The sequence below is a fragment of the Nonomuraea sp. NPDC003214 genome, assembly GCF_053590035.1.
The window spans coordinates 115,411-138,690 of record NZ_JBSFSX010000016.1; the positions used below are offsets into that span (position 1 = coordinate 115,411).

The 23,280-nt window shown below is 72.2% G+C and carries 25 protein-coding genes, 2 tRNA genes and 1 riboswitch; of the genes, 10 read left to right on the forward strand and 17 right to left on the reverse strand.

Annotation, left to right across the window (positions count from 1 at the left end):
* Window positions 1-19 precede the first annotated feature (19 nt).
* Window positions 20-1,309 (reverse strand): ROK family protein, encoded by a 1,290-nt coding sequence (locus ACWDXC_RS37970; protein ID WP_449990543.1) that lies wholly within the window; start codon window positions 1,307-1,309, stop codon window positions 20-22.
* A gap of 123 nt (window positions 1,310-1,432) precedes the next feature.
* Entirely contained in the window at window positions 1,433-3,964 is a 2,532-nt protein-coding gene (pepN, locus tag ACWDXC_RS37975) for an aminopeptidase N (protein ID WP_449990545.1), read from the reverse strand.
* A gap of 90 nt (window positions 3,965-4,054) precedes the next feature.
* On the opposite strand from pepN, the gene ACWDXC_RS37980 reads away from it, so the two are divergent.
* Together ACWDXC_RS37980 and ACWDXC_RS37985 are read left to right on the forward strand one after the other, a co-directional pair.
* Complete coding sequence (locus ACWDXC_RS37980) at window positions 4,055-4,675, forward strand: DsbA family protein (RefSeq protein WP_219520008.1); 621 nt, start codon at window positions 4,055-4,057, stop codon at window positions 4,673-4,675.
* Window positions 4,676-4,778: 103 nt separating this feature from the next.
* Window positions 4,779-6,182, forward strand: coding sequence for an aldehyde dehydrogenase family protein (locus ACWDXC_RS37985; RefSeq protein ID WP_449990547.1), 1,404 nt, complete (start codon window positions 4,779-4,781; stop codon window positions 6,180-6,182).
* Window positions 6,183-6,184: 2 nt separating this feature from the next.
* Here the strand turns inward: ACWDXC_RS37985 and ACWDXC_RS37990 are convergent, their stop codons facing one another.
* Window positions 6,185-6,910, reverse strand: a complete 726-nt coding sequence (locus tag ACWDXC_RS37990) for an SDR family oxidoreductase (protein ID WP_449990550.1) — start codon at window positions 6,908-6,910, stop codon at window positions 6,185-6,187.
* A gap of 9 nt (window positions 6,911-6,919) precedes the next feature.
* Window positions 6,920-7,405, reverse strand: coding sequence for a peptide deformylase (def, locus tag ACWDXC_RS37995; RefSeq protein ID WP_449990553.1), 486 nt, complete (start codon window positions 7,403-7,405; stop codon window positions 6,920-6,922).
* Window positions 7,406-7,507: 102 nt separating this feature from the next.
* Here def and ACWDXC_RS38000 point away from each other — a divergent pair, with 102 nt between their 5' ends.
* On the forward strand, window positions 7,508-7,981 hold the full coding sequence (locus tag ACWDXC_RS38000) for a ribose-5-phosphate isomerase (RefSeq protein WP_364178769.1): 474 nt from the start codon (window positions 7,508-7,510) through the stop codon (window positions 7,979-7,981).
* A 13-nt stretch (window positions 7,982-7,994) separates the two neighbouring features.
* Here ACWDXC_RS38000 and ACWDXC_RS38005 read toward each other — a convergent pair whose 3' ends face one another.
* Window positions 7,995-8,141 carry a hypothetical protein gene (locus ACWDXC_RS38005; RefSeq protein WP_219515938.1) on the reverse strand — a complete coding sequence of 49 codons (147 nt, stop codon included), beginning with the start codon at window positions 8,139-8,141 and terminating at the stop codon, window positions 7,995-7,997.
* 14 nt (window positions 8,142-8,155) lie between these two features.
* Window positions 8,156-9,385, reverse strand: a complete 1,230-nt coding sequence (locus ACWDXC_RS38010) for a GNAT family N-acetyltransferase (protein WP_449990557.1) — start codon at window positions 9,383-9,385, stop codon at window positions 8,156-8,158.
* A 118-nt stretch (window positions 9,386-9,503) separates the two neighbouring features.
* On the opposite strand from ACWDXC_RS38010, the gene ACWDXC_RS38015 reads away from it, so the two are divergent.
* Window positions 9,504-10,616 carry a PP2C family protein-serine/threonine phosphatase gene (locus ACWDXC_RS38015; RefSeq protein WP_219515955.1) on the forward strand — a complete coding sequence of 371 codons (1,113 nt, stop codon included), beginning with the start codon at window positions 9,504-9,506 and terminating at the stop codon, window positions 10,614-10,616.
* A 179-nt stretch (window positions 10,617-10,795) separates the two neighbouring features.
* Here the strand turns inward: ACWDXC_RS38015 and ACWDXC_RS38020 are convergent, their stop codons facing one another.
* The gene (locus ACWDXC_RS38020) at window positions 10,796-11,401 is read right to left on the reverse strand and encodes a response regulator transcription factor (RefSeq protein WP_449990560.1); all 606 of its coding nucleotides are present in this window, start codon (window positions 11,399-11,401) and stop codon (window positions 10,796-10,798) included.
* A gap of 142 nt (window positions 11,402-11,543) precedes the next feature.
* Between ACWDXC_RS38020 and ACWDXC_RS38025 the strand changes: the two genes are divergently transcribed.
* Complete coding sequence (locus ACWDXC_RS38025) at window positions 11,544-12,848, forward strand: M50 family metallopeptidase (protein WP_219515970.1); 1,305 nt, start codon at window positions 11,544-11,546, stop codon at window positions 12,846-12,848.
* Window positions 12,845-13,210: an MmcQ/YjbR family DNA-binding protein gene (locus ACWDXC_RS38030; protein ID WP_449990563.1), complete on the forward strand. Its 366-nt coding sequence runs from the start codon at window positions 12,845-12,847 to the stop codon at window positions 13,208-13,210. Before ACWDXC_RS38025 ends, ACWDXC_RS38030 begins: the two co-directional genes overlap by 4 nt.
* Here the strand turns inward: ACWDXC_RS38030 and ACWDXC_RS38035 are convergent.
* The 5 genes from ACWDXC_RS38035 to ACWDXC_RS38055 form a co-directional block, all read right to left on the reverse strand.
* Entirely contained in the window at window positions 13,182-14,846 is a 1,665-nt protein-coding gene (locus ACWDXC_RS38035) for an alpha/beta fold hydrolase (RefSeq protein WP_449990566.1), read from the reverse strand. The genes ACWDXC_RS38030 and ACWDXC_RS38035 overlap by 29 nt on opposite strands.
* An 81-nt stretch (window positions 14,847-14,927) precedes the next feature.
* Complete coding sequence (locus tag ACWDXC_RS38040; protein ID WP_364178785.1) at window positions 14,928-15,458, reverse strand: TetR/AcrR family transcriptional regulator; 531 nt, start codon at window positions 15,456-15,458, stop codon at window positions 14,928-14,930.
* Window positions 15,459-15,513: 55 nt separating this feature from the next.
* Window positions 15,514-16,473 carry a coiled-coil domain-containing protein gene (locus ACWDXC_RS38045; protein WP_449990569.1) on the reverse strand — a complete coding sequence of 320 codons (960 nt, stop codon included), beginning with the start codon at window positions 16,471-16,473 and terminating at the stop codon, window positions 15,514-15,516.
* Between the two features lie 7 nt (window positions 16,474-16,480).
* Window positions 16,481-16,622: riboswitch (cyclic di-AMP (ydaO/yuaA leader) on the reverse strand.
* Between the two features lie 65 nt (window positions 16,623-16,687).
* Window positions 16,688-17,770, reverse strand: a complete 1,083-nt coding sequence (galT, locus tag ACWDXC_RS38050; RefSeq protein WP_449990571.1) for a galactose-1-phosphate uridylyltransferase — start codon at window positions 17,768-17,770, stop codon at window positions 16,688-16,690.
* Window positions 17,767-18,546 (reverse strand): DeoR/GlpR family DNA-binding transcription regulator, encoded by a 780-nt coding sequence (locus tag ACWDXC_RS38055; RefSeq protein WP_449990573.1) that lies wholly within the window; start codon window positions 18,544-18,546, stop codon window positions 17,767-17,769. The genes galT and ACWDXC_RS38055 overlap by 4 nt, the downstream gene beginning before the upstream one ends.
* Before the next feature lie 133 nt (window positions 18,547-18,679).
* On the opposite strand from ACWDXC_RS38055, the gene ACWDXC_RS38060 reads away from it, so the two are divergent.
* Complete coding sequence (locus ACWDXC_RS38060) at window positions 18,680-18,757, forward strand: 50S ribosomal protein bL37 (protein ID WP_371825749.1); 78 nt, start codon at window positions 18,680-18,682, stop codon at window positions 18,755-18,757.
* A 1-nt stretch (window position 18,758) separates the two neighbouring features.
* On the opposite strand, the gene ACWDXC_RS38065 is transcribed toward ACWDXC_RS38060, so the two are convergent.
* Both ACWDXC_RS38065 and ACWDXC_RS38070 read right to left on the reverse strand, forming a co-directional pair.
* Window positions 18,759-20,069 (reverse strand): TrpB-like pyridoxal phosphate-dependent enzyme, encoded by a 1,311-nt coding sequence (locus ACWDXC_RS38065; RefSeq protein ID WP_449990576.1) that lies wholly within the window; start codon window positions 20,067-20,069, stop codon window positions 18,759-18,761.
* Complete coding sequence (locus ACWDXC_RS38070) at window positions 20,066-20,731, reverse strand: uridine kinase (protein ID WP_449990578.1); 666 nt, start codon at window positions 20,729-20,731, stop codon at window positions 20,066-20,068. Before ACWDXC_RS38070 ends, ACWDXC_RS38065 begins: the two co-directional genes overlap by 4 nt.
* Window positions 20,732-20,810: 79 nt before the next feature.
* Between ACWDXC_RS38070 and ACWDXC_RS38075 the strand changes: the two genes are divergently transcribed.
* Window positions 20,811-21,395 (forward strand): hypothetical protein, encoded by a 585-nt coding sequence (locus ACWDXC_RS38075; RefSeq protein ID WP_449990580.1) that lies wholly within the window; start codon window positions 20,811-20,813, stop codon window positions 21,393-21,395.
* A gap of 33 nt (window positions 21,396-21,428) precedes the next feature.
* Here ACWDXC_RS38075 and ACWDXC_RS38080 read toward each other — a convergent pair.
* Window positions 21,429-21,502, reverse strand: a tRNA-Gly gene (locus ACWDXC_RS38080).
* A gap of 90 nt (window positions 21,503-21,592) precedes the next feature.
* Here ACWDXC_RS38080 and ACWDXC_RS38085 point away from each other — a divergent pair.
* Window positions 21,593-21,666, forward strand: a tRNA-Pro gene (locus ACWDXC_RS38085).
* Window positions 21,667-21,728: 62 nt separating this feature from the next.
* Here the strand turns inward: ACWDXC_RS38085 and ACWDXC_RS38090 are convergent.
* Window positions 21,729-21,971, reverse strand: a complete 243-nt coding sequence (locus tag ACWDXC_RS38090) for a cold-shock protein (RefSeq protein ID WP_449990582.1) — start codon at window positions 21,969-21,971, stop codon at window positions 21,729-21,731.
* Between the two features lie 94 nt (window positions 21,972-22,065).
* Here ACWDXC_RS38090 and ACWDXC_RS38095 point away from each other — a divergent pair, with 94 nt between their 5' ends.
* A complete protein-coding gene (locus ACWDXC_RS38095; protein ID WP_449990585.1) occupies window positions 22,066-22,563 on the forward strand; it encodes a hypothetical protein in 498 nt (165 codons plus the stop codon).
* Between the two features lie 7 nt (window positions 22,564-22,570).
* Here ACWDXC_RS38095 and ACWDXC_RS38100 read toward each other — a convergent pair whose 3' ends face one another.
* Window positions 22,571-23,050: an ATP-binding protein gene (locus ACWDXC_RS38100; RefSeq protein WP_219516045.1), complete on the reverse strand. Its 480-nt coding sequence runs from the start codon at window positions 23,048-23,050 to the stop codon at window positions 22,571-22,573.
* Window positions 23,051-23,280 lie beyond the last annotated feature (230 nt).

Below are 23,280 nucleotides of genomic sequence, written 5' to 3' on the forward strand. Positions count from 1 at the left end.
GCGCGGTCACGGACGGCGCTCACGGCGTGGTCCCGATGAGGCGGGCGCGCACCAGGCGGCCCTGCTCCCCGGCGGCCCCGGCCGCGTCGAACGGCGTCGCCAGCACCAGCGCCGCCGCCCCCTGCGCCCAGCTCGTCTCGTCCCAGCTCTCCACCTCGACCGCGATGTCCCGCCGCCCCGGGTAGAGCTGCGCCCGAAGCGCCCGATCGAACCCCACCTGCCAGAACGGCCACTCTGCGGTGCCCTCGCCGAGCACCACCACGACCTCCGGGTCCACCACGTTCACCAGCCCGGCCGTGGCCCGCCCCAGGATCTCCCCGGCCTCGGCGAACACCTCCCGCGCCACCGCGTCCCCCCGCACGGCCGCCCTCCCCAACGCCGCCACCGCCCCCAACGCCCCCCTGGCCCCCTCCCCGAGGGGGTCGCCCCCCTTGAGAGGCCCGCTTTCCGCGAAGGGGGCGCCCTCACCGTGGGATGCGACCTCGGAAGGGGTGGTGGTTTTGGCCCGGGCGGCGGCGAGGAGGCCGGTGGAGCCGACGAAGGCCTCCAGGCAGCCCCGGGCCCCGCACCCGCACGGCGGCCCGCCAGGGTCCACGCACAGGTGGCCGAACTCGCCGGCGCCCCCGCGCGCCCCCCGGTACACGCGCCCGTCGGCGACGATGGCCGCGCCGACGCCACGCCCGATGGTCAGCACGAGGAAGTCCCGGTGCGTCCGCCCCCTGCCGTACAGCCGTTCGGCAGCCGCGAGCGCGTTGACGTCGTTCTCGACGAGCACGGGCAGGTCGAGCCGCCGCCGCAGCCGTTCGCCGACGGGCATGGCCTGCCATCCCAGCGTGGGCGCGTTGACGGTGCCGACGCCCTGGTCGTCGACGGAGCCGGGCACGCCGACGCCGACGCCGAGCAGCGGCGGCCCGCCGGTGATGGCGGTCAGGACGGAGGCGACGGCGTCGGCGAGGTCGCCGGCGGCGTCGGCGGCGACGGGGTCGAAGGGCCGCACCCAGGACCCGAGCACCTCGCCGTCCAGCCGCACGTCGACGAGGACGAGGTGGTCGGCGGTGACCTTGACGCCGAGGGCGCGCCCGGCGCCGCCGACGAGGCCGAGCCGCTGGGCGGGCCGCCCGCCCCGGGACGGCTTGAGGTCGAGCTCCTCGACCATGCCGTGTCCCATCAGCTCGCGGGTCAGCTGCGTGACGGTCGCGGGGCTGACGTCCAGCTCGCGCGCGATCTCGCTGCGGCTGAGCGGCCCGACGGTGCCGAGCAGGGCGAGGATCGCGGTCCTGGTGAGGTCGCCGCGGTCGCTTCCGGCCATGCCACCACTTTCTTTAGTCATAAAGTTAGTGGTGAAGAATATGAGCCCGAGGCCGCCCGCCTGTCAAGGGACAACAGAAAACCCCGGAAGGCGCACGGCCTTCCGGGGTCTGTGTGCGGGGGACTAGGAGGCGTCCCTCGCCTGGTTGCGCAGCGCGCGGCTGACGCCGTCGGCGCCCTCCAGGATGAGCCGGCGCAGCGCCTGCGGCGGCTGCTCGGCGGCCAGGTAGTCGCGTGCGGCCTGGACGGTCGCCTCCTCGATGATCAGCGTCGGGAAGCAGCCGACCGCGAACGTCGACGCCTGGTCGAACGTCCACTCCCGGTAGATCCGCCCCACTTCGGCGAAGTACTTCTCCCGGTACGGCTCCAGCAGCTCGGGGTGGTGCGGGTCCTGGAAGCCGCCGATCGTCGTACGGGCGATGTGGTTGGCCAGCTTGCCGCCGATGATCCGCTCCCAGGCGGCGGCCTTGGCCTCGGCGGTGGGCACGGCGGCCCGGCACTGTGCCGCCGACCGCTCGCCGGTGGCCGTCGGGTCGCGCTTGAGCTCGGCCTCGATGTCGGCCTCGCCGAGCTTGCCGCCCACGACGAGCGCGTTGACCAGGGTCCAGCGCAGGTCGGCGTCGACGGTCAGTCCGTCGGGCACCTCGGAGCCGTCGAGGATGGCCGCCAGCATGGCCAGGTCGGCCTCGGAGGTGGCCACCGGCGCGAACGCCTGGAGGTAGGCGAGCTGGTGGTCGGAGCCGGGCTCGGCGGAGCCGATGAGCGAGCGCAGCGCGTCGGCCAGCAGGGCCAGGCCCTCGCCGCGCCAGGCGGGCTCGGCGTACTGCTGGACGGCCTGCCGGGCCTGCCGCAGCACCGCCTGGAGGACCGTGAGGTCCTTGACGGTGGCGATGCCCGAGATGACCAGCTTGACGTAGTCGCGGGTGGACATCTCGCCGTCGCGGGTCATGTCCCAGGCCGCCGACCAGCACAGCGCGCGCGGCAGCGACTCGGTGAACGCCGCGATGCCGCCGTCGACGAGCGTGCGCAGCGACCGCTCGTCGAGCCGGATCTTGGCGTAGGTGAGGTCGTCGTCGTTGACGAGGACCAGGTCGGGCTGCTCCTCGCCGATCAGCTCGGCCACGGTGGTGCGGGCGCCGACGACGTCCAGCTCGACCCGCTTGGTGCGGGTGAGCGCGCCGTCGCGCAGCGCGTACAGGCCGATCGCGACGCGGTGCGAGCGCAGCGTCGGGTAGTCGGCCGGGGCCTCCTGCAGCACCTCGAAGGAGGTGAAGCGGCCGTCGGCGACCTCGAACGACGGGCGCAGCGTGTTGACCCAGGAGGTCTCCAGCCACTCCTTCGACCACGACGACAGGTCGCGCCCGGAGGTCCGCTCCAGCGCGCCGAGCAGGTCCTTCAGCTCGGTGTTGCCCCAGGCGTGCTCGTCGAAGTAGTCGCGCACCCCGGCCAGGAAGTTGTCCAGCCCGACGTAGGCGACGAGCTGCTTGAGCACCGAGGCGCCCTTGGCGTAGGTGATGCCGTCGAAGTTGACCTCGACGGCCTGCATGTCCGGGATGTCGGCGGCGATCGGGTGGGTGGAGGGAAGCTGGTCCTGGCGGTAGGCCCAGGCCTTCTCCACGTTGGCGAACGTGGTCCACGCGCCGCCGCCCCACCGGGTGGCCTCGGCCTGCGCGAGCACGGACATGTAGGTGGCGAACGACTCGTTCAGCCACAGGTCGTCCCACCAGCGCATGGTGACCAGGTCGCCGAACCACATGTGGGCCATCTCGTGCAGGATGGTCTCGGCGCGCCGCTCGACGACGGCGTCGGTGACGCGGGAGCGGAAGACGTAGTCCTCCAGGAACGTCACGCAGCCGGCGTTCTCCATGGCTCCGGCGTTGAACTCCGGCACGAAAAGCTGGTCGTACTTGCCGAACGGGTAGCGCACGCCGAACACCTTGTGGAAGAAGTCGAACCCCTGCCGGGTGACTTCCAGGATGTTGTCGGCGTCGAGGTGCTCGGCCAGCGAGGCGCGGCAGTAGACGCCCAGCGGGATGCCGTCGTGCTCGGAGGTCACCTTGTGGTAGGGGCCCGCGACGAGCGCCGTGATGTAGGTGGACATGACCGGCGTGGCGGGGAACGTCCACTGCCTGGCCGCGTCACCGGCGGGCTCGACGCTGTCCGCGGCGGCGTTGGAGACGACCTCCCAGCTCTCGGGAGCGCGCACGGCGAGCTGGAAGGTGGCCTTGAGGTCGGGCTGGTCGAAGCAGGCGTACATGCGGTGCGCGTCGGCCGTCTCGAACTGGCTGTGCAGGTAGACGTTCTGGTCGACGGGGTCGACGAAGCGGTGCAGGCCCTCGCCGGTGCGCATGTAGGCGCACTCGGCCTCGACGCGCAGCTCGTTGGCGGCGGCGAGCGAGGGCAGCGGGAAGCGGCCCTTGTCGGCGTCGTAGCTGCCGGGGTCGAGCTCCTCGCCGTTCAGCGTGACCTTGCGCACGCGCGCGCCGTGCAGGTCGACGAAGGTGGAAGCGCCGGGGCTGGTGCTGCCGAAACGGACCGTGGTCACGCTGTCGAAGCGCTCGTCCCCCGTCGTGAGGTCGAGTGCGACCTCGTACGACTCGACCTTCAACAGCCGGGCCCGCTCGCGCGCTTCGTCCCGGGTGAGGTTGCCTGCCAAGTTGCGCTCCTTTTCACCACTTCGTTGGGGTTTGTCGGTATCCTGCCACGCCAGGAATAGGACGCCGACCTCCCCAGGTTATGACCACACATGACTGAGAAGACTCCTGTGGATCTCTGGTTCGATCCTTTCTGCCCGTTCGCCTGGGCGACGTCGCGGTGGCTGGTCGAGGTCGAGAAGGTCCGTCCCGTCGAGGCGCGCTGGCACATCATGAGCCTCAACGTGCTCAACGAGGACAAGGACGTCCCGGAGGCCTATCGGGAGCAGATCGCCAAGGCCATCGGCCCGGTGCGCGTCGTCGCCGCGGCGGCCGCCAAGTACGGCGACCACGTCGTCGGCCCCCTCTACACCGAGCTCGGCACCCGCCTGCACAACCAGCGCGCCATCGACCGGCTCGACGACTTGCGCGCCACCGTCGAGGACGCCCTCGCCGGCGCCGGCCTCGACCGCGAGCTCGCCGCCGCGATGGACTCCGACGCCCACGACGAGGCCGTACGGCGTTCGCACAACGAGGGCATCGGCCTGGTCGGCCAGGACGTCGGCACGCCGGTCATCCGCGTCGGCAGCAACGCGTTCTTCGGCCCGGTGATCAACTCCATCCCCCGGGGCGAGGACGCCGGCCGGCTCTGGGACGGAGTCCTGCTCGTGACCGGCTTCGAGAACTTCTTCGAGCTCAAGCGCACCCGCGACGGCTCGCCGCGCTTCGACTGAACACCCCTCGCCGGTAGAAGAAGCTGCGTCCGGGGGTGGCAGTGCTCATCCCCGGATGAGTGGCCGCCTCGCATTGTGACGCGGAGCACGCCAGGATGGCGTCATGCGTCAGCTTTACATCGGCGGTGCCTGGACCGCCTCCGTCTCGGGAGAAGCCGTCGAGGTCGTCAACCCGGCCACCGAGGAGATCATCGACCGGGTGCCCGCGGGCGCGTCCGGAGACGTCGACGCCGCCGTGCGCGCGGCCGCGCGGGCCTTCCCCGCCTGGTCGTCGCTGCCGCCCGCCGACCGGGCCAAGCCGCTGGCCGCCGCGGCCGAGCTGATCGTGGAGCGCGCCGACGACATCGCCAGGACCATCGCCGCCGACATGGGCTCGCCGCTCGGCTTCGCGCTCAAGGTGCAGACGCTCATGCCCGCCGGCGTCCTCGCCTCCTACGCCCAGCTCGCCGAGACCCACCCGCGCGAGACCCGCGTCGGCAACTCGCTCGTCGTCAAGGAGCCGGTCGGCGTCGTCGCCGCCATCACGCCGTGGAACTACCCGCTGCACCAGATCGTCGCCAAGGTCGCCCCGGCGCTTGCGGCCGGCTGCACGGTCGTGCTCAAGCCCAGCGAGGTCGCCCCGCTGGCCGCCTACGCGCTGGCCGACATCCTGCACGAGGTCGGCCTGCCGCCCGGCGTGTTCAACCTGGTCAGCGGGCGCGGCCCGGTCGTCGGCGAGGCCCTGGCCGCCCACCCGGACGTCGACCTGGTCTCCTTCACCGGCTCCACGGCGGCCGGCCGCCGGGTCGCCACGCTGGCCGCCGACGGCGTCAAGCGCGTCGCGCTGGAGCTCGGCGGCAAGTCCGCCAACCTCATCCTGCCCGACGCCGACCTCACCGCCGCCGTCAAGGCGGGCGTCGCCAACTGCTTCGTCAACGCCGGCCAGACCTGCTCCGCCTGGTCACGCATGATCGTCCACCGTGACCAGTACGACCAGGCCGTCCGCCTGGCCGTCGAGGCCACCGCCAAGTACACCGTCGGCGACCCGTTCGACGAGGCCACCAGGATCGGCCCGCTCGTCTCCGCCGCCCAGCGCGACCGCGTCGTCCGCTACATCAACCGGGGCCACGAGGAGGGCGCCCGGCTGGTGGCCGGCGGCACCGAGCGCCCGCTGCCCCGCGGCTTCTACGTCGAGCCGACCGTCTTCGCCGCGGTCGAGCCCGGCATGACGATCGAGCAGGAGGAGATCTTCGGCCCGGTCCTGACGATCATCCCCTACACCGCCGAGGACCAGGCCGTCGAGATCGCCAACGGCACCCCGTACGGGCTCGCCGGCGCGGTGTGGGCGGGCACCGAGGAGCGCGCGGTCGCCGTGGCGCGCAGGCTGCGCACCGGGCAGGTGGCCGTCAACGGGGGCCGGTTCAACCCGATGGCCCCCTTCGGCGGCTACAAGCGCTCCGGGATCGGCCGCGAGCTCGGAGAGCACGGCCTGGAAGAGTTCTTCGAGGTCAAGTCGATGCAGCTGTAGGGCTAGTAGAGCCCGCCGGTGGCGCGGATGCTCTGCCCGGTCACCCAGCCGCCGTCCGGCCCGGCCAGGAACGCGATCACCGACGCCACGTCCTCGGGCCGGCCGAGCCGGCCCAGCGAGGTCAGCGCGACCGTCTGGACCAGGGCCTCCGGCGGGTTGGACGAGCGCAGCATGTCGGTGTCGGTCGCGCCGGGCAGCACCGTGTTGGCGGTGATGCCGCGCCCGCCGAGCTCGCGCGCCGCCACCTTGGCGAACTGCTCGACCGCGGCCTTGCTGGCGGCGTAGACGGCCACGCCGGGGGCGGCCAGCTCGGTGTTGAGCGTCGAGACGTTGACGATGCGCCCGCCGTCGCGCATCACCCGGCCCGCCCACTGGATGGCCAGGAACGTCGCGCGGGCGTTGACCGCGAACACCCGCTCGTAGACCTCGTCCGTCACCTCGGAGATCAGCGCCTGGCCGGTCTCCGCCGCGTTGTTGACCAGGATGTCGAGGCCCGGCAGCCGGGCCTCCGCCTCGGCGAACAGCCGCCGCAGGTCGTCCTTGTCCGCCTGGTCGGCCTGGACCGCGTGCGCGCCCGTCTCCTTGGCGACCCGCTCGGCCGCCTCCCTGTCGTGGCGATAGCTGAACACCACGCTCGCCCCGTCGGCCGTCAGCCGCTCCACGACCGCTCTGCCGATGCCGCGTGAGCCGCCCGTCACCAGTGCGCCCTTGCCGGAAAGCACAGTCATACGGCCAACTTACGCCTTTTGCATGATCTTGCGAGCCTCGTTCTTCGGCAGCCGGTCGACGTACAGCTTGCCGCCGAGGTGGTCGGTCTCGTGCTGGAAGCAGCGCGCCAGCGAGCCCCTGGCGGTGATCCGCACCGGCCGCTCCAGCCGGTCGACCCCCTCGACCGTCACCCCGGCGGCCCTGGCCACCGGAGCGTAGATCGGCCTGCCGGTCCGCCGGTCGGGCACCGACAGGCAGCCCTCCTCGTCGAGGACCTCCGCCGGGTCGTCCACGGTCAGCACCGGGTTGATCAGGTGGCCCTTGCGCCCGCTGATGTCGTAGACGAACAGCCGCCGCGACACGCCGATCTGCGGACCGGCCAGGCCCACCCCGTCGACCGCGTACATGGCCTGGAACATGTCGTCGATCAGCTTGCGCAGCTCGCGGTCGAACGCCTCGACGGGCTCGGCGGGCGTGCGCAGGACCGGGTCGCCGATCGAACGGATCTCGCGCATGGCGGCTCCTCTCGTAAGGACTACTGGGCGGTGCTGACCCTTACTCTAGCGAGCGGGCGCGGGCCAGGAGCCGCGTCGGCCGGGCTGTGGAAGACTGGTGGCGTGCGTGTCTACATCGGTGCCGACCATGCCGGCTATGAGCTCAAGAACCATCTCGTGTCCTGGTTGAAGGACCACGGGCACGAGGTGACCGACTGCGGTCCCTTCGTCTACGACGCCGAGGACGACTACCCGGCGTTCTGCCTTCGGGCCGCGGAGGGCGTGGCCGGTGACCCGGGCAGCCTCGGCGTGGTCATCGGCGGCTCGGGCAACGGCGAGCAGATCGCCGCCAACAAGGTGCGCGGCATCCGGGCCGCGCTCGCCTGGAGCGACGACACGGCCCGCCTGGCCCGCGAGCACAACAACGCCAACGTGATCGCCGTCGGCGCGCGCATGCACTCGGCCGACGAGGCCACCGGCTTCGTCGAGACGTTCCTGGCCACCTCGTTCTCCGGCAGCGAGCGCCACAGCCGCCGCATCGCCCAGCTGGAGACGTACGAGACCATCGGCCAGCTCCCGTCGCTGCCCCAGGAGTAGCCGCCGAGGGCGGCTAGGAGCGGCGCCGGGCCTCGCGCCTGGGCGTCTCGTCACGCAGGGGCCGCCGGTCGGCGGCCTCCTGCTGCTCCTTCGACGGGCGCGACACGTCGCGCGCCCGCATCGCGGTGATCGCGGTGATCTGCAAGCTCTGCAGGGCCATGCCCCGACCCTACGTCAGAACGTCAGCCCCGCCCACGGCTTCGGGCTCCACGACATCGCCGTCGTCAGCGCCCGCACCGCGCCCGGGGTGCGCTCCTCCAGCAGCCCCGCCGCGTGCTGCTCGGCCAGCGCGCCGTCGCCCAGGTAGGCGGAGCCCAGCGACGCGACCTTGAGCACCAGGTCCGGCTCGTCGTCCACCGGCTTGCACGCGGCCCCCGAGGTGTCGGCGGTCAGCCGCCAGCGGCGGGCGTTCCACGGGCACACGTCGTCCTCGACGTCGATCACCACGTCGACCGGGGCCGCGTAGGAGCGCGACACCAGCGCCTCGGCCACGTCGACCAGGCGCACCCACAGCTCGTCCGTCCAGCGGGCGCGCAGCCGGCGCGAGTCGGCCATCAGCGCGAACAGCGGGTCGTCCACCGGCCGGCTGTCGACGACCACCTTCGCGACCAGGTCACGGTCGAGGACGCTGCGCCACAGCAGCGCGCAGGCGGCCGGATCGGCGGCGAACAGCTCGTGCAGCTTCAGCTCCCCGTCGGGCACGCCGCTGGCGTCCATGCCGGGCCTGATCCGGAACGTCGCGTAGCCGCGCACCCCCTGGTCGTCCTCGGCGATCACCGAGCGGAGCGCGCCCGCGCCCTGCTGGTCGAACTCCTCGTCGGCCAGCGCCGCGTCCCAGAACTCCGCCCGGCGCTCGTACATCCCCGGACGCCGGGGCGACACGGCGGCGAACAGCGCCTCGAAGTCGCCGCGCGCCTCGGCGGGCCTGACCACCCGCAGCCGCAGCGACGGGTCCTGCGGCGCGTCGCGCACGAACGCCGAGCCGGCCCTGTCGATGGTGAACGACATCAGCTCCGCCGCCCTGCCGTAGCCGAACCGGCCGTAGATGGGCGCCTCGGAGGCGTAGAGCGCGGCCACCGACTCGCCACGCTCGCGCACGTCGGCGAGCTGCCTGCGCATCAGCGACGACAGCACGCCACGGCGGCGGTGCGAGGGGAGCACGCTGACCGCGGTCACCCCCGCGACCGGGAGCACCCCGCCGGGAACCGTCATCCGCAGGCTGTACACCCCCGTGCAGCCCACGATGGTGTCGCCGTCGAACGCCGCGAGCGTGCGGTCGAACTCGGTCTGCTTCTTCCAGCGGTCCAGCTGGCGGGGATGCGGGGTCCAGCCGAACCCCTCGCCCAGCACGTCGGAGAACGCCGGCCACTCGGCCTCGGCTATCGGGCGGATCTGAAACGTCATCCGTCCACCGTACGAGGCGCCGCCGCGCCGCGGCCACCGGGTATCCGGTCCCGATGATCAAGGCTCTGGTCAAGTGGGCTGCCCAAACGTGGTCCAGACCGATACAGTCAGGCGCATCATGAGTTCCCGTCCGGCGCCGCTGATCCCGCCACGGCTCCGCGCTCTGCTCGTGCGGGTGCCGCTGCTAGTGCAGGCCGTACGGCTGGTGCGGCGCCCGCTGGCCCGCGACCGCAACCTGCTTCTCACGCTGACCGTGGTGTCGCTGGTGATCGGGCTGCTGGCCGCCGAGGTGTCCACGGAGTGGTTCTCGCCGTCGCTGCTCATCCTCGTCACCCTCGTGGGCGGGCTGCAACTGCGGCTGCGCAGCCTGGTCAAGCTGCTCGTCGCCGTGGCCGTCGCGCTCGGCTACGTGGCCACGCAGCTCGGGCCGGGCAGCGTCGGGCTCGGCCTGCTCGTGACGATCGGGTTCACCACGGTGCTGGCCGTGCTCATGGCCCGCACCCGGGGCAAGCTCGGCGTGCAGGGACTGCGCGGCGACGCGATGCTGCTGGAGCTGCGCGACCGGCTCAGGAGCCAGGGCGAGCTGCCGCCGCTGCCCAAGGACTGGGGCGGCAAGGTGGTGCTCAAGCAGGCGGGCGGCTCCTCGTTCGGCGGCGACTTCCTGGTGTCGCTGCGCGACGGCGACCGGGTCGACATCGCGCTCGTCGACGTGTCCGGCAAGGGCGTCGACGCCGGCACCAGGGCGCTGCTGCTGTCGGGCACGTTCGGCGGGCTGCTCGGCTCCGTCGACGACTTCCTGCCCGCGTGCAACGCCTACCTGCACCGCCAGCGCGGCGACGAGGGCTTCGTCACCGCCGTGCACGTCCGGCTCGACCTGGCCACCGGCGACTACACGATCACCTCGGCCGGGCATCCGCCGGTCGTCAAGTTCGACGCCGGGACCGGCAACTGGCAGGTCGCCTCCGCCAAGGGCGTGGTGCTCGGCGTGGTGCCCGACCTGCACTGCGAGCCCGACAGCGGCACCCTGCGCAAGGGCGACGCGCTGCTGCTCTACACCGACGGGCTCATCGAGCAGCCGGGCCGCGACATCGACGCCGGGCTCGACCGGCTGCTGGGCGAGGCCGAGCGGCTGCTGCCCTCCGGGTTCCGCGACGGCGCCAGGGCCCTGGTCAACGCCATGGCCTCGGGCCACAACGACGACTGCGCGCTGGTGCTCATCTGGCGTCCGTAGTGACGAATCACACGGGTGCGGTCGTGATCGCGGTCACTGGCCGCCGGCCCGGCATCCTGAGATCGTCATAGAGTCGCGGGCTCCGGGGGAACGGCGCGGCTCCTCCGGGGCCCGCCCGCACACAGGCCGCCCGCTCACAAGCAGGCCGCACACAAGCGGCCCGCACACAAGCGGCCCGCTCACAGCCAGCCCGAGTCGCTGGCGATGCGCACCGCGTCGACCCGGTTGCGCGCGCCGGTCTTGCACATGATCCGCGACAGGTGGTTGCGCACGGTGCCCACCGACAGGAAGAGCTCGTCGGCGATCTCCGCCGACCGGGCGCCGCCCGCCGCGATCCGCAGCACGTCGATCTCCCGCCTGGTCAGCGGATTGACCGGCGACTGCAGGGCGGCCACGGCCAGCTCGGAGTCGATCGCCCGGCCGCCCGCCGCGATCCGCCGCAACCCCTCGGCGAGCTGCTCCGGCGCCACGTCGAGCGTCATGAACCCGCGGGCGTGCGCCGCCAGCGCCCCGCGCACCTGCCCCGGATGCGGCTGGGCCGACAGGATCAGCACCGCGCACCCGGGCGCCTTCTCCCGCAGCGCCTCCGCCGCGCCCAGCCCGCCCACGCCCGGCAGGTCGGCGTCGACCACCGCCGCGTCCGGCTCGCACTCCAGCGCGCGAGGCAGCACGTCCTCGGCGCTCGCCACCTCCGCGACCACCCGCAGGTCCGGCTCGGCCTCCAGCGAGGCCACCAGACCACGCCGCACCAGCGCCAGATGCTCGGCGACCAGGATCCGGATCAAATCGCTCCCTCCGTCACGTCCCAGGGTGATCGTCCGACTGCGGACTGTCAACGGCGGTTCATGTGCAGCCCCCGTCCAGGTGTGCGGAGTTCGACTACCCTTGGGTAGGTCGGGACTTCCGTCTTCCCTGGAGCGCGCGTACATGGATTGGCTCTTCGTCGCGGGCATCGTCATCTTCTTCATCGGACTGATGGCGTCCATCGCGCTGCACGAGGTCGGCCATCTCGTGCCCGCCAAGCTCTTCGGCGTCCGCGTGACGCAGTACATGGTCGGCTTCGGCTCCACCGCCTGGTCCTGGCGTCGTGGCGAGACCGAGTACGGCATCAAGTGGCTGCCGCTGGGCGGCTACATCCGCATGATCGGCATGCTGCCGCCCCGGCCCGGCGACGACCCGACCAAGCTGCGCGGCAGCTCGACGGGCCCGTTCCAGAGCCTCATCGAGACCGCCAGGGAGGCCGCCCAGGAAGAGGTGCGCCCCGGCGACGAGGAGCGGGTCTTCTACCGGAAGAAGTGGTGGCAGAAGGTCATCATCATGTCCGGCGGCCCGGCGATGAACTTCGTGCTCGCCTTCGTCCTCTACACGCTGCTGTTCGTCGGCATCGGCATGCCCACGCTGGTGCCGGTCGTCTCGCCCGACACCACCACGTGCGTGATCCCGGTCAGCGAGCAGCGCACCGAGTGCCGGCCCGGCGACCAGGCGACGCCCGCGGCGAAGGCCAAGCTCAAGGTCGGTGACCAGCTCGTCTCCTTCGACGGCCAGAAGATCGGCTCGTGGGCCGACGCGACCCGGCTGATCCGCTCCCACGGCGCGGGCGAGGTGGCGCTCGGCATCGTGCGCGACGGGAAGCCGATGACGCTCGACGTCACGCTCATCGCCCAGGACCGGCCCAAGCCCGACGACCCCAAGGTGATCGAGAAGAACGTCGGCTTCCTCGGCGTCATGCCCACCGAGGTCATGCAGCAGCAGAGCATCGGCGCGGTCGCCGGCCACATGGCCGAGCTCACGGGCAGGGTGGCGCAGTCGCTGGTCAACCTGCCGGAGAAGATGGTGGGCGTGTGGCACGCCGCCTTCTCCGGCGAGGAACGCGACCCCGAGGGCCCGGTCGGCGTCGTCGGCGCCGGGCGGATGGGCGGCGAGATCCTCGCCTCCGACCTGACCGGCATCCAGAAGTTCCACATCTTCGTCAACCTGCTGGCCGGCTTCAACCTGGCGATCGGCATGTTCAACCTGATTCCGCTGCTGCCGCTCGACGGCGGCCACATCGCGGGCGGCCTGTGGGAGGGCCTCAAGCGGGCCTACGCCCGGGTCCGCCGCCGCCCCGAGCCCGCGTACGTGGACATCGCCAAGGTGCTGCCGCTCACCTACGCGCTCGCCTTCGTCATGATCATCATGGCCGGGCTGCTGGTCTACGCCGACCTGATCAACCCGCTGAGGCTCACCGGATGACCGCGGACCCGCTCGACGAGCTCCGGCGGCTGTGCCTCGCGCTGCCGGAGACGACCGAGCGGCTCAGCCACGGCGAGCCCACCTGGTTCGTGCGGGGCAAGAAGACGTTCGTCATGTACGCCGACCACCACCACGACGACCGCCTGGCGTTCTGGTGCGCGGCCCCGCCCGGCGTCCAGCAGGAGCTGGTGGCCGAGGACCCGGCCCGCTTCTTCCGGCCCCCGTACGTGGGCCATCGCGGCTGGCTGGGCGTCTACCTGGACGTGGACGTCGACTGGGCGGAGATCGGCGAGATCGTCGCCGACGCCTACCGGCAGGTCGCGCCCAAGTCCCTCATCGAGCGGATGCCACCGGCCGGCTGAGCACCCGGGCGACCTGGTCGGGGTGGGTGAGCTGCGGATAGTGCCCGGCCCCGGCGATCTCGGTCACCGGATGCCCCGGGTCGGCCGTGAGCGGGTCGGCCGAGCCCGTCACGATCTCGACGGGGACCCGCACCCGTGTCAGCAGCGCCCGCGTGGCGTCCCGTGCGGCCGACGCCGCCCGCAGCGCCGCGACCACGCGCCGCGCCACCCCCGGGCGGTGCAGGTCCAGCGCGGCGCTCGCCACCTCCGGCCCTTCGGGCACGCCCAGCGTGGCGGCCAGCCGGGCGGCGGACATGCGGCGCAGCAGGGGCGCGGCCACGGCCGAACGCGCCGCCCACGACGCCGGAGCCTGGAGGAACGCCGGGGCCACGAGCACCAGCCCGCCCACCCGCTCGGGATGCTCGACCGCGAACCGCAGCGCGGGCCCGCAGGCCAGCGAGTGCGCCACCAGCGTCGGCCGCGTCCGCACGCTGCCCATCAGCCCGGCCAGCCACGCCTCCACCGGCCGGTCCGACGGCGCGGACCGGCCCAGCCCGGGCAGATCGGGCGCGAGAACCGGCCCCGGCAGCAGGGCGGCCACCCGCGCCCACACGTCGGCGTTCACCGGCAGCCCGTGCAGCAGCACGTGCCCTGGGTCGCGGGCGTCCCCCATCACCCACGTACGGTCCCGGAACCCGTACGGGCGCAGCCACGGCGTCGCCGCGCCGAAGCGGGCCGCCACCAGGTCGTCCGCCCACGCGCGCAGGGCGTCGGCGACCGGCGGCATCTCCAGGCCGGCCCGGGCGGCGAGGGCGCGGGCCGAGGCCGTCGGGTAGCGGTCCGACGACAGGAACGACAGCGTCTCCGGATCGGCGCCGGTGAGCGCCTGCGGCAGCCGCCGCACCAGGCCGACGGGGATCGTCCGGCGCGGCGCGCGCGCGCCGAGGTGCCGGGCGACCAGGCCGATCAGCTCGGGCAGCGGCGGCGTGTCGTCGTCGAGCACCCAGTGGTCCTCGCCCGCAGGGGCGGCGGGGATCTCCGCCAGGAAGCGCGTGAAGTAGTCCATCGTGACGACCGGCAGGAAGACGTCCGGGCCGCCGGGCAGCGCCGGGAGCCGCCCGTTCCACAGGTCCCCGACGAGGGAGGCCAGGCCGAGGTGCTGACCGGGGCCGATCACCGTGCTGGGGTTGACGACGGTCAGCGGGACGCCCAGCTCGCGCGCCCTGGCATGAACGGCGAGGTCGGCCTCGGCCTTGGACGCCTCGTACGCGCCCAGCCGGGCGTAGTCGGGGCGGACGCCGCTCACCCGGTAGCCGCTGATGTGCACGAGCCGTCGCAGGCGGGGGAGCGTGGCGGCCCATTCGAGCACGTGGAGCGCCCCGGTCACGTTCACGGCGCGAGCCTCCTCGACGCCGAGGCCGAACGCGAAGCGCGCCGCGGCGTTGTAGACGTCGCGTGCCCGGGGGAGTCCGGTGAGCGGGCGGGTGACGTCGGCGGTGACGACGCTCAGCCCGCCGGTGGCGACGCCCCGCTCGGCCAGCCACGGGGTGAGGGTGTCGGTCCGCACGGCCGCCGCCACCCGCTGCCCGCGGCCCAGCAACTCGGCGACGAGTGCCCGGCCGACGAAGCCGGTCGCGCCGAAGACGATCGCGTCCAAGGAAGCTCCTCAATAGATCGGTCTACATATTTTCTGGCCATAAAAAGAGCCGCCTCCGTGGTGGGAAGGCGGCCCCAGGGGTCAGCGCAGCAGCCCGGCGAGCACGGCGGCGACGCGGTCCAGCGGCTCCCGGCTGCGGTGCGCCTTGGCCAGCAGCAGCGCCCCCTCGATCAGCGCCAGGACCGTGACGGCGAGATCGTCGGCGTCCGGCCGCCCCGCGAGCCGCGTACGCAGGGCGGCCTCCCACGACGTGTAGACCTCCGAGCACGCCTGCTGGAGCGGGTCGCTGGCGGCGGCCATCTCGAGCGCCACGGTGGCCACCGGGCAGCCCTTGCGCCAGCCCGACTCCTCCAGCCGATCGCCCAGCAGCCGCAGCACCTCGTCCACGGCCAGGTCGTCGAAGGCCGACCCGATCGCCGCCCCGGCCCGCCGGATCGACTCGCCGACCAGCTGGTCCTTGCCCTCGGGGAAGTGGAAGTACAGCGACCCGCGCGGCGCCCCGCTGGCGGCGATCACCTGGTTGAGCCCGGCATTGGCATAACCGCCCGCCTCGACCAGCTCCTGGGTCGCCTCCAGGATCCGCAGCCGAGTCTCGGCCCCCTTCTTGCCCATGCCGAAAAACTAGACCGATCTACATATTATGTCAACGCCGAGCCGGCCGGCCTCGTCAGTGCATCGAGATGTGGACGTGGTCGTAGTGGTTCTCGGTGATGCTGCCGCGGTTGGACATGGCGTTCCAGCCGGAGCCGTGGTTGATCCGCTGCTTCCAGATCACGTACTTGACGCCGAGCTTGTCCCGGTTCTTCACGGTCCATTCGGCGATGCGGTCGCCGAGGGCGTTGTTGGCCGCGGTGGGCATGGAGCCGCCGGCGCTCATCATGAAGTCGCAGGCCCGACCCAGCGGATGCTCGCCGCTGGAGCCCGATCGGAAGCAGCCGACGCTGAACGGCAGCTTGAAGCTCTTCTCGATCTGCGCCTTCATCGCCCGGGTGCGGGCGGTGATGTTGTCAGTGCCGCTCGGCAGCTGCGGGGCCCAGGTGCCGTCGGAGCGCCGCCCGGTGCTGAACGGGATCAGGTCCTCCAGCTTCTTCTCGATGTCGCCGATGACGTCCTCGGCCTCGTCACGCTGCTTGGCCACCTCGGTCGTGTCGGCGCTGAGCCGGCGGGCCAGGGCGGCGGCCGCGTCGGCGGCCTTCTTCTGCTCGTCGCGGGCGGCGGCCACGCCGGCCACGATGGCCTGCTGCTCGGCGGTGAGCTGTTCGACCACGGCCGCGCTGGCCCCGTCGGGCGGCACCATGTAGTAGGGCAGCCCCAGCGTGCCGCTCTGGTAACGAAGTCTGGCGAGCTCGGCCACCTTCAGCTGGGCGGCGGCGAGCGCCTGGTCGGCGGCGGCGAGCCGCTTCTTGGCCGCCTCGGCGGCCTCGCGGGCCTTGGCGAGCTCGACGCGTTTGGCGTTGTAGCGCTCGATGAGCTGGTCGACCTTCTTGTTGAGCTGCTTCAGGTCGCCGCGGAGCTGGCTCTCGGACGGCTTGGGCTCGGCCGCGGCCGGTGCTGACCAGGTGGCGAACGTCATCGCTGCCGCGGTGACGACGCCGATGGCAAGTCGCGTGGGGGACGCTGACGCCACGTGCGGGGTTTCCTCTCCCTCTGCCGGCCGGGTTAGCTGACGGGTTCGGGCATGGGAGTCGCTTCCCTACCACCGAAGTGGATTCACCCCAGGTGCGGATGGGTCCCCGGCTCCCGGGCAACTCGCCCGGGATTAGGCGTACACGGTGCTATGACCGTGCTTGAAGGGATAGTAGTGGTAGATCACGAGTAATGCGACATCAATCGGAAATCAATTAGTGATCTACCTGTGATCGAAGCATGCGTGCCGCCTCTTCCGGGAGCACGTCGTTGACGAAGGCTCCCATGGCCGACTCCGATCCCGCCAGGTACTTCAGCTTGCCCGGCGCCCGCCGGATGCTGAACAGCTCCAGATGAAGATAGCCCAGCTCACGGTCCTGCCGGACCGGCGCCTGGTGCCAGGCCGAGATGTACGGCATCGCGACGCCGAAGAGCCCGTCCAGCGCGCGCAGCACCGAGGTGTAGAGCGGGGCGAACGCCGCCCGCTCGGCCTCCGACAGCGCCGCCAGGTCCGGCACCCGGCGATGCGGGTAGAGATGCACCTCGAACGGCCACCGCGCGGCAGCGGGCACGAACGCCGTCCACAGCTCGTTGGCGGCCACCACCCGGGTGCCCGCCTCCCGCTCGGCCGCCAGCACGTCGGCGAACAGGTTGCGCCCCGGCCGCCGCCCCGCGTAGCGCCTGGCGGCGCCGAGCTGCAGCTTGGCGCGCGGCGTGACGTACGGATAGGCGTAGATCTGGCCGTGCGGGTGGAAGAGCGTGATGCCGATCTCCTCGCCCCGGTTCTCGAAGCAGAACACCTGCTCCACGCCCTCGATCGAGGACAGCTCGGCCGTGCGGTCGGCCCACGCCTCCATGACCAGCTCCACCCGGTCGTCGGAGAGCTGCGAGAACGACGAGGAGTGCTCGGAGGTGAAGCACATCACCTCGCACCGCCCCACACCCGGCCGGACCTCGCTCAGCCCGCCCACGTCCGCGTAACTGCCGAGATTGCGGGAGAACGACGGGAACCGGTTCTCGAACACGACCACGTCGTAGTCGTCCGCCGGGATCTCCGACGCCCGCGTGTCGGACGACGGGCACAGCGGGCACTCGTCGGCCGGAGGCAGGAACGTGCGCGTCTGCCGGTGCCCGGCCACCGCTATCCACTCCTCGGTCAGCGGGTCGTAGCGCAGCTCCGACGCCACCGGCCGGGGATCGAGCGGCCGCCGGTCGATCGCGCTCCGGTCGGCGTCGTCACGCCGGTCGAAGTAGATCAGCTCCCGGCCGTCGGCCAGATGGGTGATGGTGCGCTTCACTGCGAGCCCTCCGCGATGATCAGTTCGCCGGCGCGTTCGGCCAGCTCCGTACGTGCCTCCTGGGGCAGCCCGGGGTCGCTGATGACCACGTCGGCCTCGCGCAGCTCCGCGATCGTGCTGATGCCGACCGTGTTCCACTTGGTGTGGTCGGCGGGCACGACCAGCCGGTGCGCGGCGTTGACCAGCTCCCGGTCGGTCTCGGACTCCAGCAGGTTGGGCGTGGTGAACCCGGCCCGCACGCTCATCCCGTGCACGCCCAGGAACAGGGTGTCCACGTGCAGGCGCCGGATCGCGGCCACGGCCACCGGGCCGACGAGCGCGTCGGAGGGGGTGCGGACGCCGCCGGTGAGCACGACCGTGCGATCGGCGCGCGGATTGCGGTGGAAGACCTCGGCCACGGGGACCGAGTTGGTGATGACGGTCAGCTCCGGCACCCCGATCAGGTGACGGGCCAGCGCCCACGTCGTGGTGCCGGCCGACAGGGCGACCGCGGTGCCGGGCCGGACGAGCTGGGCGGCGCGCCGCGCGATGGACTCCTTCTCCTGCTGCTGGCGGGCCGACTTGGCGGTGAACCCCGGCTCCTCGGTCGAGCCGGGGCCGAGCGTCGTGGCGCCGCCGTGCACCTTCTCCAGCAGCCCGCGCTCGGCGAGCACCTCCAGGTCGCGGCGGATCGTCATGTCGGAGACGCCGAGCTCGCGCACGAGATCGGCCACCCGGACCCCGCCTGCGCTGCGGACGCGTTCGAGAATCGCCTGCTGACGCTGCTGTGCGAGCACGCCCCCGCTCCTTCCAACAGATTCCACCAAATTATGACACGAATATGTTGGGGAATGTTAGGTCCTCGGGACGCTTGTCCAGCGCCCCGATGCGGGAGACATTGAGAGAGCCCATCACCAGGAGGGATGCGACATGGCCAAGCGCGCACGCAAGGGCAAGGCACGCAAGAAGAAGAAGGCCAACCACGGCAAGCGCCCCACGGCGCGCTGACTCACCCGGGCAGCTCGCTCAGCGCCTCGTCGATCCGCTCCTGCGGCAGCGTGAAGTCCGTCATCTCGCCCGACAGGTAGCGGTCGTAGGCGGCGAGGTCGAAGTGCCCGTGCCCGCACAGCGCCGTCAGGATGACCTTCGCCTCGCCGCTCTCCGCGCACCGCCGCGCCTCGGCGATGGTCTCGGCCAGCGCGTGCGTCGGCTCCGGCGCGGGCACGATGCCCTCCGTCCTGGCGAACGTCACCCCGGCCTCGAAGCACTCGGTCTGCGACCGGGTCACCGCCTCGAACAGCCCGAGCTCGTACAGGTGCGACAGCAGCGGCGACATCCCGTGATAGCGCAGCCCGCCGGCGTGGATCGGGTCGGGCACGAACCCGTGGCCGAGCGTGTGCATCTTGAGCAGCGGCGTCAGCCCGGCCGTGTCGCCGAAGTCGTAGGCGTAACGGCCGCGCGTGAACGACGGGCAGGCGGCCGGCTCGACGGCCCGCAGCACCGGCCCGCCCTCCCCGGCGAGCTTGCCGCGCAGGAACGGGAAGGCCAGCCCGGCGAAGTTCGACCCGCCGCCGGTGCAGCCGATGACCAGGTCGGGCCGCTCGTCGAGCTGCGCCAGCGCCTCCTCGCCGATCACCGTCTGGTGCATCAGCACGTGGTTGAGCACCGACCCGAGCGCGTACCGGGTGTCGGCCGCCCCGGCCGCCGCCTCGACCGCCTCGCTGATCGCGATGCCCAGGCTCCCCGGCGAGTCCGGGTGGTCGGCCAGCACCTTGCTGCCGGACATCGTCACCGGTGACGGGCTCGCGTGCACCGTCGCGCCGTACACCCCCATGAGGGAGCGCCGGTAGGGCTTCTGGTCGTAGGAGGCCCGTACCATCCAGACCTCGCACTCCACCCCGAACTGGGCGCACGCGAACGCCAGCGCGCTGCCCCACTGCCCCGCCCCGGTCTCGGTGGTGAGCCGGCGCACTCCCTCACGCGCGTTGTAGTACGCCTGCGGGACAGCTGTGTTGGGCTTGTGCGACCCGGCGGGCGAGACGCCCTCGTACTTGTAGTAGATCCTGGCCGGGGTGCCCAGCGCCCGCTCCAGCCGGCGCGCCCGCACCAGCGGCGTCGGCCGCCACAGCCGGTAGACGTCGAGCACCTCCTGCGGCACCGGCACGAACCGCTCCTGGCTCACCTCCTGCCCGATCAGCTCCATCGGGAACAGCGGCGCCAGATCGTCCGGCCCCACCGGCTCCCGGGTGGCCGGATGCAGCGGCGGAGGAGGCGGCGCGGGCAGGTCGGGAACGATGTTGTACCAGTGGCTGGGGATCATCCACCCAGTCTGCGCCGCCGCGCGCCGCCGTTCCAGTCGCCTTCCCGCATGGCCAGGCGCCCCGGATGATCGGCCCGTACGAGCACGTCCGCCGTCTCGGCGGGCCGCGCCTCCCGCTCATAGCGGTCATATGCCGGCAACCGCCACCGTTCGGACTCGGGCGTGCGCCGCTCCAGCGCACCCGCCGACAGCCACAGGTGCACGCTCAGCTCGACCGGCAGCCCCCGCCCCAGCAGCAGCGTCCCGTCCAGCAGCAGCACCCCGCCCGGCGCCAGCGTCTCGTACGGCAGCCGGAAGGCCCGGTCGATGCGGCTGTCCCACAGCGCCGGCAGCACCCGCCCCGAGCCGCCCGGGCCCAGCGGCTCCAGCACCTCCCGCAGCAGCCCCTTCACGTCGAGCCAGTCGTCGTAGAACACGTCTGGATCGGTCCGCCCGTGCTCCAGCCGCAGCGACGCAGGCCGCAGGAAGTCACCCGCCGACACCCGCAGCACCTGCCGCCCGCGCACCCGCAGCGGCGCCGCCAGCCGGTCGGCCAGCTCGCCGGGCGCCGCCGCCGGAGCCCCGTCGACGACCACCCGCGCCCAGCCGTCGCCCGGCCCCGCCGCGATCGCCTCGGCCAGCTCCTCGACCAGCGCCTCCATCGAGATCGGTCGTGCACGCATCACGTCCGAGCCTACGGGCTCCGATGCGCGTGCTCCTGCGTTCCTGGACCCGGCCCGATCACTCGGCCACGATGAGGCCATGACGCAGAACGGATCGGCGCAGCGGCCCGCGACGGACGGGGACAAGGGCCGTCAGCTGAACTGGCCGGCGACCGTGAGCGCCCTCGCCGCCTCGGTGGCGGCCGTGGTCGCGCTGATCGCATACCTGGCCCCGCCCGCCGCGCAACCCATCGAGAAAGAGACTTCGCCCCCGTCCGAGTCCCCTTACTCCCCGTCGCCCGACCGGGAGACCAGCCGCCCGCCTTCGGACCCGCCGCCCCCGGATCCGGAGACCACCCGCGCTGCTCCCGTCACGTCCGTGGTGCTGCCCCCGGTTCCCCCCATCGGCTGCGCCGAGGCGACGGCCGCACTCAACGCCTACAGCCGGAACGCCGGCGACACCCGCAGCAGCCAGGCAGGCGCGGCCCAGCAGGCGTACTCGGAGCTGATGGGCGTGGCCCTGAACGCCCACGGGGCGGTCGGGCAGAAGGTCACCAGGCTGGCCAGAGAGTTTCAGGAGCTGAACTTCCGCCTGACCGGCATGGTCATGAACGACCCGAACGAGGTGCTCGCTGACATCCGGACCGACATCGCGGAACTCAACAGACTGTGCGCCCCCGCCTGAGGCGGCAGGGGGCCCGAGCTGGCCTTACGGCTGTGGAGCGGACGACGGGAATCGAACCCGCGTAGCTAGTTTGGAAGACTAGGGCTCTACCATTGAGCTACGTCCGCGCGAACCGGTCGAACTCTGGTCTAGACTTCATCCGGTCGTCAGGGCGTAAGCGTACCGGAGTCCCGGAGCGTGTGCGTACCCGGCGCCGACGGGGCGTGGCGCAGCTTGGCAGCGCGCTTGCTTTGGGAGCAAGAAGTCGCAGGTTCAAATCCTGTCGCCCCGACCCAGCTCGAAGGCCCCATCCGATCCCGGGTGGGGCCTTCTGCGTGACTGAGTGGGTGGCGGTCAGAGGCTCCGTACGTTCTCGGCGACGTACTGGAAGCCGTCCTGTTCGCGCCGGACGATCTCGAACGTGACGCGTTCGCCCGTGCGCAGGCTCCGGTACCCCTCGGCGATGATGTCGCTGAAATGCGCCCAGGCGTCGTGCCCGTCCGGAAGGGAGGGCGAGGAGAGGACGCCCCACCCTTCCTCGTCGTGCCAGACCTTGACAGTGCCGTGAACTGTGCCATGAACCGTGCTGTCGGACATGCCGCCCATCCTGGCACGGGCGTCCCCCGGTCGGGGGAGCGCGGTGGCCCGCGGGCGGGAGGCGGCGCGAGTGCGTGATCACGACGATGGACCCATGCGTACGAATCCCGTCGTCGTCCCCCGCTGGCCGGTGGTGGCCGCGCACGCCGCCGCCCTCGTGGCGCTCCCGTCCGGGCTGTGGCGGATCGGCCTGGTGCTCGGCTTCCCGCTCGGCTACACGGAGGAGGGCCTGCGCGCGTTGCTGGGGACGGGGGCGGCGGGGCCGGCGTACCTGGTGGCGCTGAGCGTGCTGACCGAGGGGGCGGGGCTGCTGACGCTCGGCCTGGTGCGGCCGTGGGGCGAGGTGGTGCCGCGCTGGGTCCCGTACGCGGGAGGCAGGGTGATCCCGCGCCGCGCGGTGCTCGCGGCGGCGTGGGCGGGCGTCGTGGTGCTGGCGGTGCTGTGGACGCCGTTCCTGTTCTGGTGGGCGGTGCCGCACGGCGACATGACGGCCACCGGGCACCTGCTGGTGGGGTTCGTCTATCTGCCGCTGGTCGCGTGGGCGCCGCTGCTGGCCGCCGTCACGCTGGCCTACCAGCGGCGGACGCGCTGAGGGCGGGTCAGGACTCGTCGGTGCGGAACAGGGCCCACACGGCCTTGCCGCCGCGTGCCAGCGGGTCCCAGCCCCAGCACTGGCTGTACGTCTCGACGATGTAGAGGCCGCGCCCGTTCTCGGAGATGAAGTCGGGCTCCTTGGGCGTGGGCACGTCGTCGCTCGGGTCGGCCACGGCCAGCAGGACGTGCGGCGCCACGCGCATGAGCAGCAGCGTGATCTCGCGCCCGCCCCGGGCGTACATGGCGTAGCGGACCGCGTTCGTCACCAGCTCGGAGACCACGAGCGCCGCGTCGTCGCTCAGCTCGGACAGGCCCCAGCCGCTCAGCGTGGTGCGGGTGACGTCCCTGGCGGTCTTGACCGAGTCGGCCTGGAAGGGCAGCGGGCACGCGGTGGTGTACGGCTTGCCCGAGGTGAGGAGCTGGTCGAAGCCCACCTCACGGGTGATCTGCAGGCAGTCGGCAGTGGCCAGAGGATCCTCCACCATCCCGCCGATACCTCCCAGTCGCCTTCGGTTTAGTGCATGTTTGGCCCAATATGCACTAGGCCATCATGGGTCACGATCCCGTGTCGCTGCAAGACCCAAATGCACGTGCATGTGCAATGTGCAGCAGCATGAGCGATTTCCGCATACGTATCCGAATCGGACACCAGGTTGAGACCTTGTCATACCCGGCAAACAGATGTCACTGTGTGTGCGGACCTTGATAGGAGGCA

What these genes read in the sequence shown, in the direction of transcription:
- ACWDXC_RS37970 (WP_449990543.1), bottom strand. Translation starts at nt 1,309, where the DNA reads ATGGCCGGAAGCGACCGCGGCGACCTCACCAGGACCGCGATCCTCGCC.
- ACWDXC_RS37980 (WP_219520008.1), top strand. Translation starts at nt 4,055, where the DNA reads ATGACTGAGAAGACTCCTGTGGATCTCTGGTTCGATCCTTTCTGCCCG.
- ACWDXC_RS37985 (WP_449990547.1), top strand. Translation starts at nt 4,779, where the DNA reads ATGCGTCAGCTTTACATCGGCGGTGCCTGGACCGCCTCCGTCTCGGGA.
- ACWDXC_RS37990 (WP_449990550.1), bottom strand. Translation starts at nt 6,910, where the DNA reads ATGACTGTGCTTTCCGGCAAGGGCGCACTGGTGACGGGCGGCTCACGC.
- def (WP_449990553.1), bottom strand. Translation starts at nt 7,405, where the DNA reads ATGCGCGAGATCCGTTCGATCGGCGACCCGGTCCTGCGCACGCCCGCC.
- ACWDXC_RS38005 (WP_219515938.1), bottom strand. Translation starts at nt 8,141, where the DNA reads ATGGCCCTGCAGAGCTTGCAGATCACCGCGATCACCGCGATGCGGGCG.
- ACWDXC_RS38010 (WP_449990557.1), bottom strand. Translation starts at nt 9,385, where the DNA reads ATGACGTTTCAGATCCGCCCGATAGCCGAGGCCGAGTGGCCGGCGTTC.
- ACWDXC_RS38015 (WP_219515955.1), top strand. Translation starts at nt 9,504, where the DNA reads ATGAGTTCCCGTCCGGCGCCGCTGATCCCGCCACGGCTCCGCGCTCTG.
- ACWDXC_RS38025 (WP_219515970.1), top strand. Translation starts at nt 11,544, where the DNA reads ATGGATTGGCTCTTCGTCGCGGGCATCGTCATCTTCTTCATCGGACTG.
- ACWDXC_RS38030 (WP_449990563.1), top strand. Translation starts at nt 12,845, where the DNA reads ATGACCGCGGACCCGCTCGACGAGCTCCGGCGGCTGTGCCTCGCGCTG.
- ACWDXC_RS38040 (WP_364178785.1), bottom strand. Translation starts at nt 15,458, where the DNA reads ATGGGCAAGAAGGGGGCCGAGACTCGGCTGCGGATCCTGGAGGCGACC.
- ACWDXC_RS38060 (WP_371825749.1), top strand. Translation starts at nt 18,680, where the DNA reads ATGGCCAAGCGCGCACGCAAGGGCAAGGCACGCAAGAAGAAGAAGGCC.
- ACWDXC_RS38065 (WP_449990576.1), bottom strand. Translation starts at nt 20,069, where the DNA reads ATGATCCCCAGCCACTGGTACAACATCGTTCCCGACCTGCCCGCGCCG.
- ACWDXC_RS38070 (WP_449990578.1), bottom strand. Translation starts at nt 20,731, where the DNA reads ATGCGTGCACGACCGATCTCGATGGAGGCGCTGGTCGAGGAGCTGGCC.
- ACWDXC_RS38075 (WP_449990580.1), top strand. Translation starts at nt 20,811, where the DNA reads ATGACGCAGAACGGATCGGCGCAGCGGCCCGCGACGGACGGGGACAAG.
- ACWDXC_RS38090 (WP_449990582.1), bottom strand. Translation starts at nt 21,971, where the DNA reads ATGTCCGACAGCACGGTTCATGGCACAGTTCACGGCACTGTCAAGGTC.
- ACWDXC_RS38095 (WP_449990585.1), top strand. Translation starts at nt 22,066, where the DNA reads ATGCGTACGAATCCCGTCGTCGTCCCCCGCTGGCCGGTGGTGGCCGCG.
- ACWDXC_RS38100 (WP_219516045.1), bottom strand. Translation starts at nt 23,050, where the DNA reads ATGGTGGAGGATCCTCTGGCCACTGCCGACTGCCTGCAGATCACCCGT.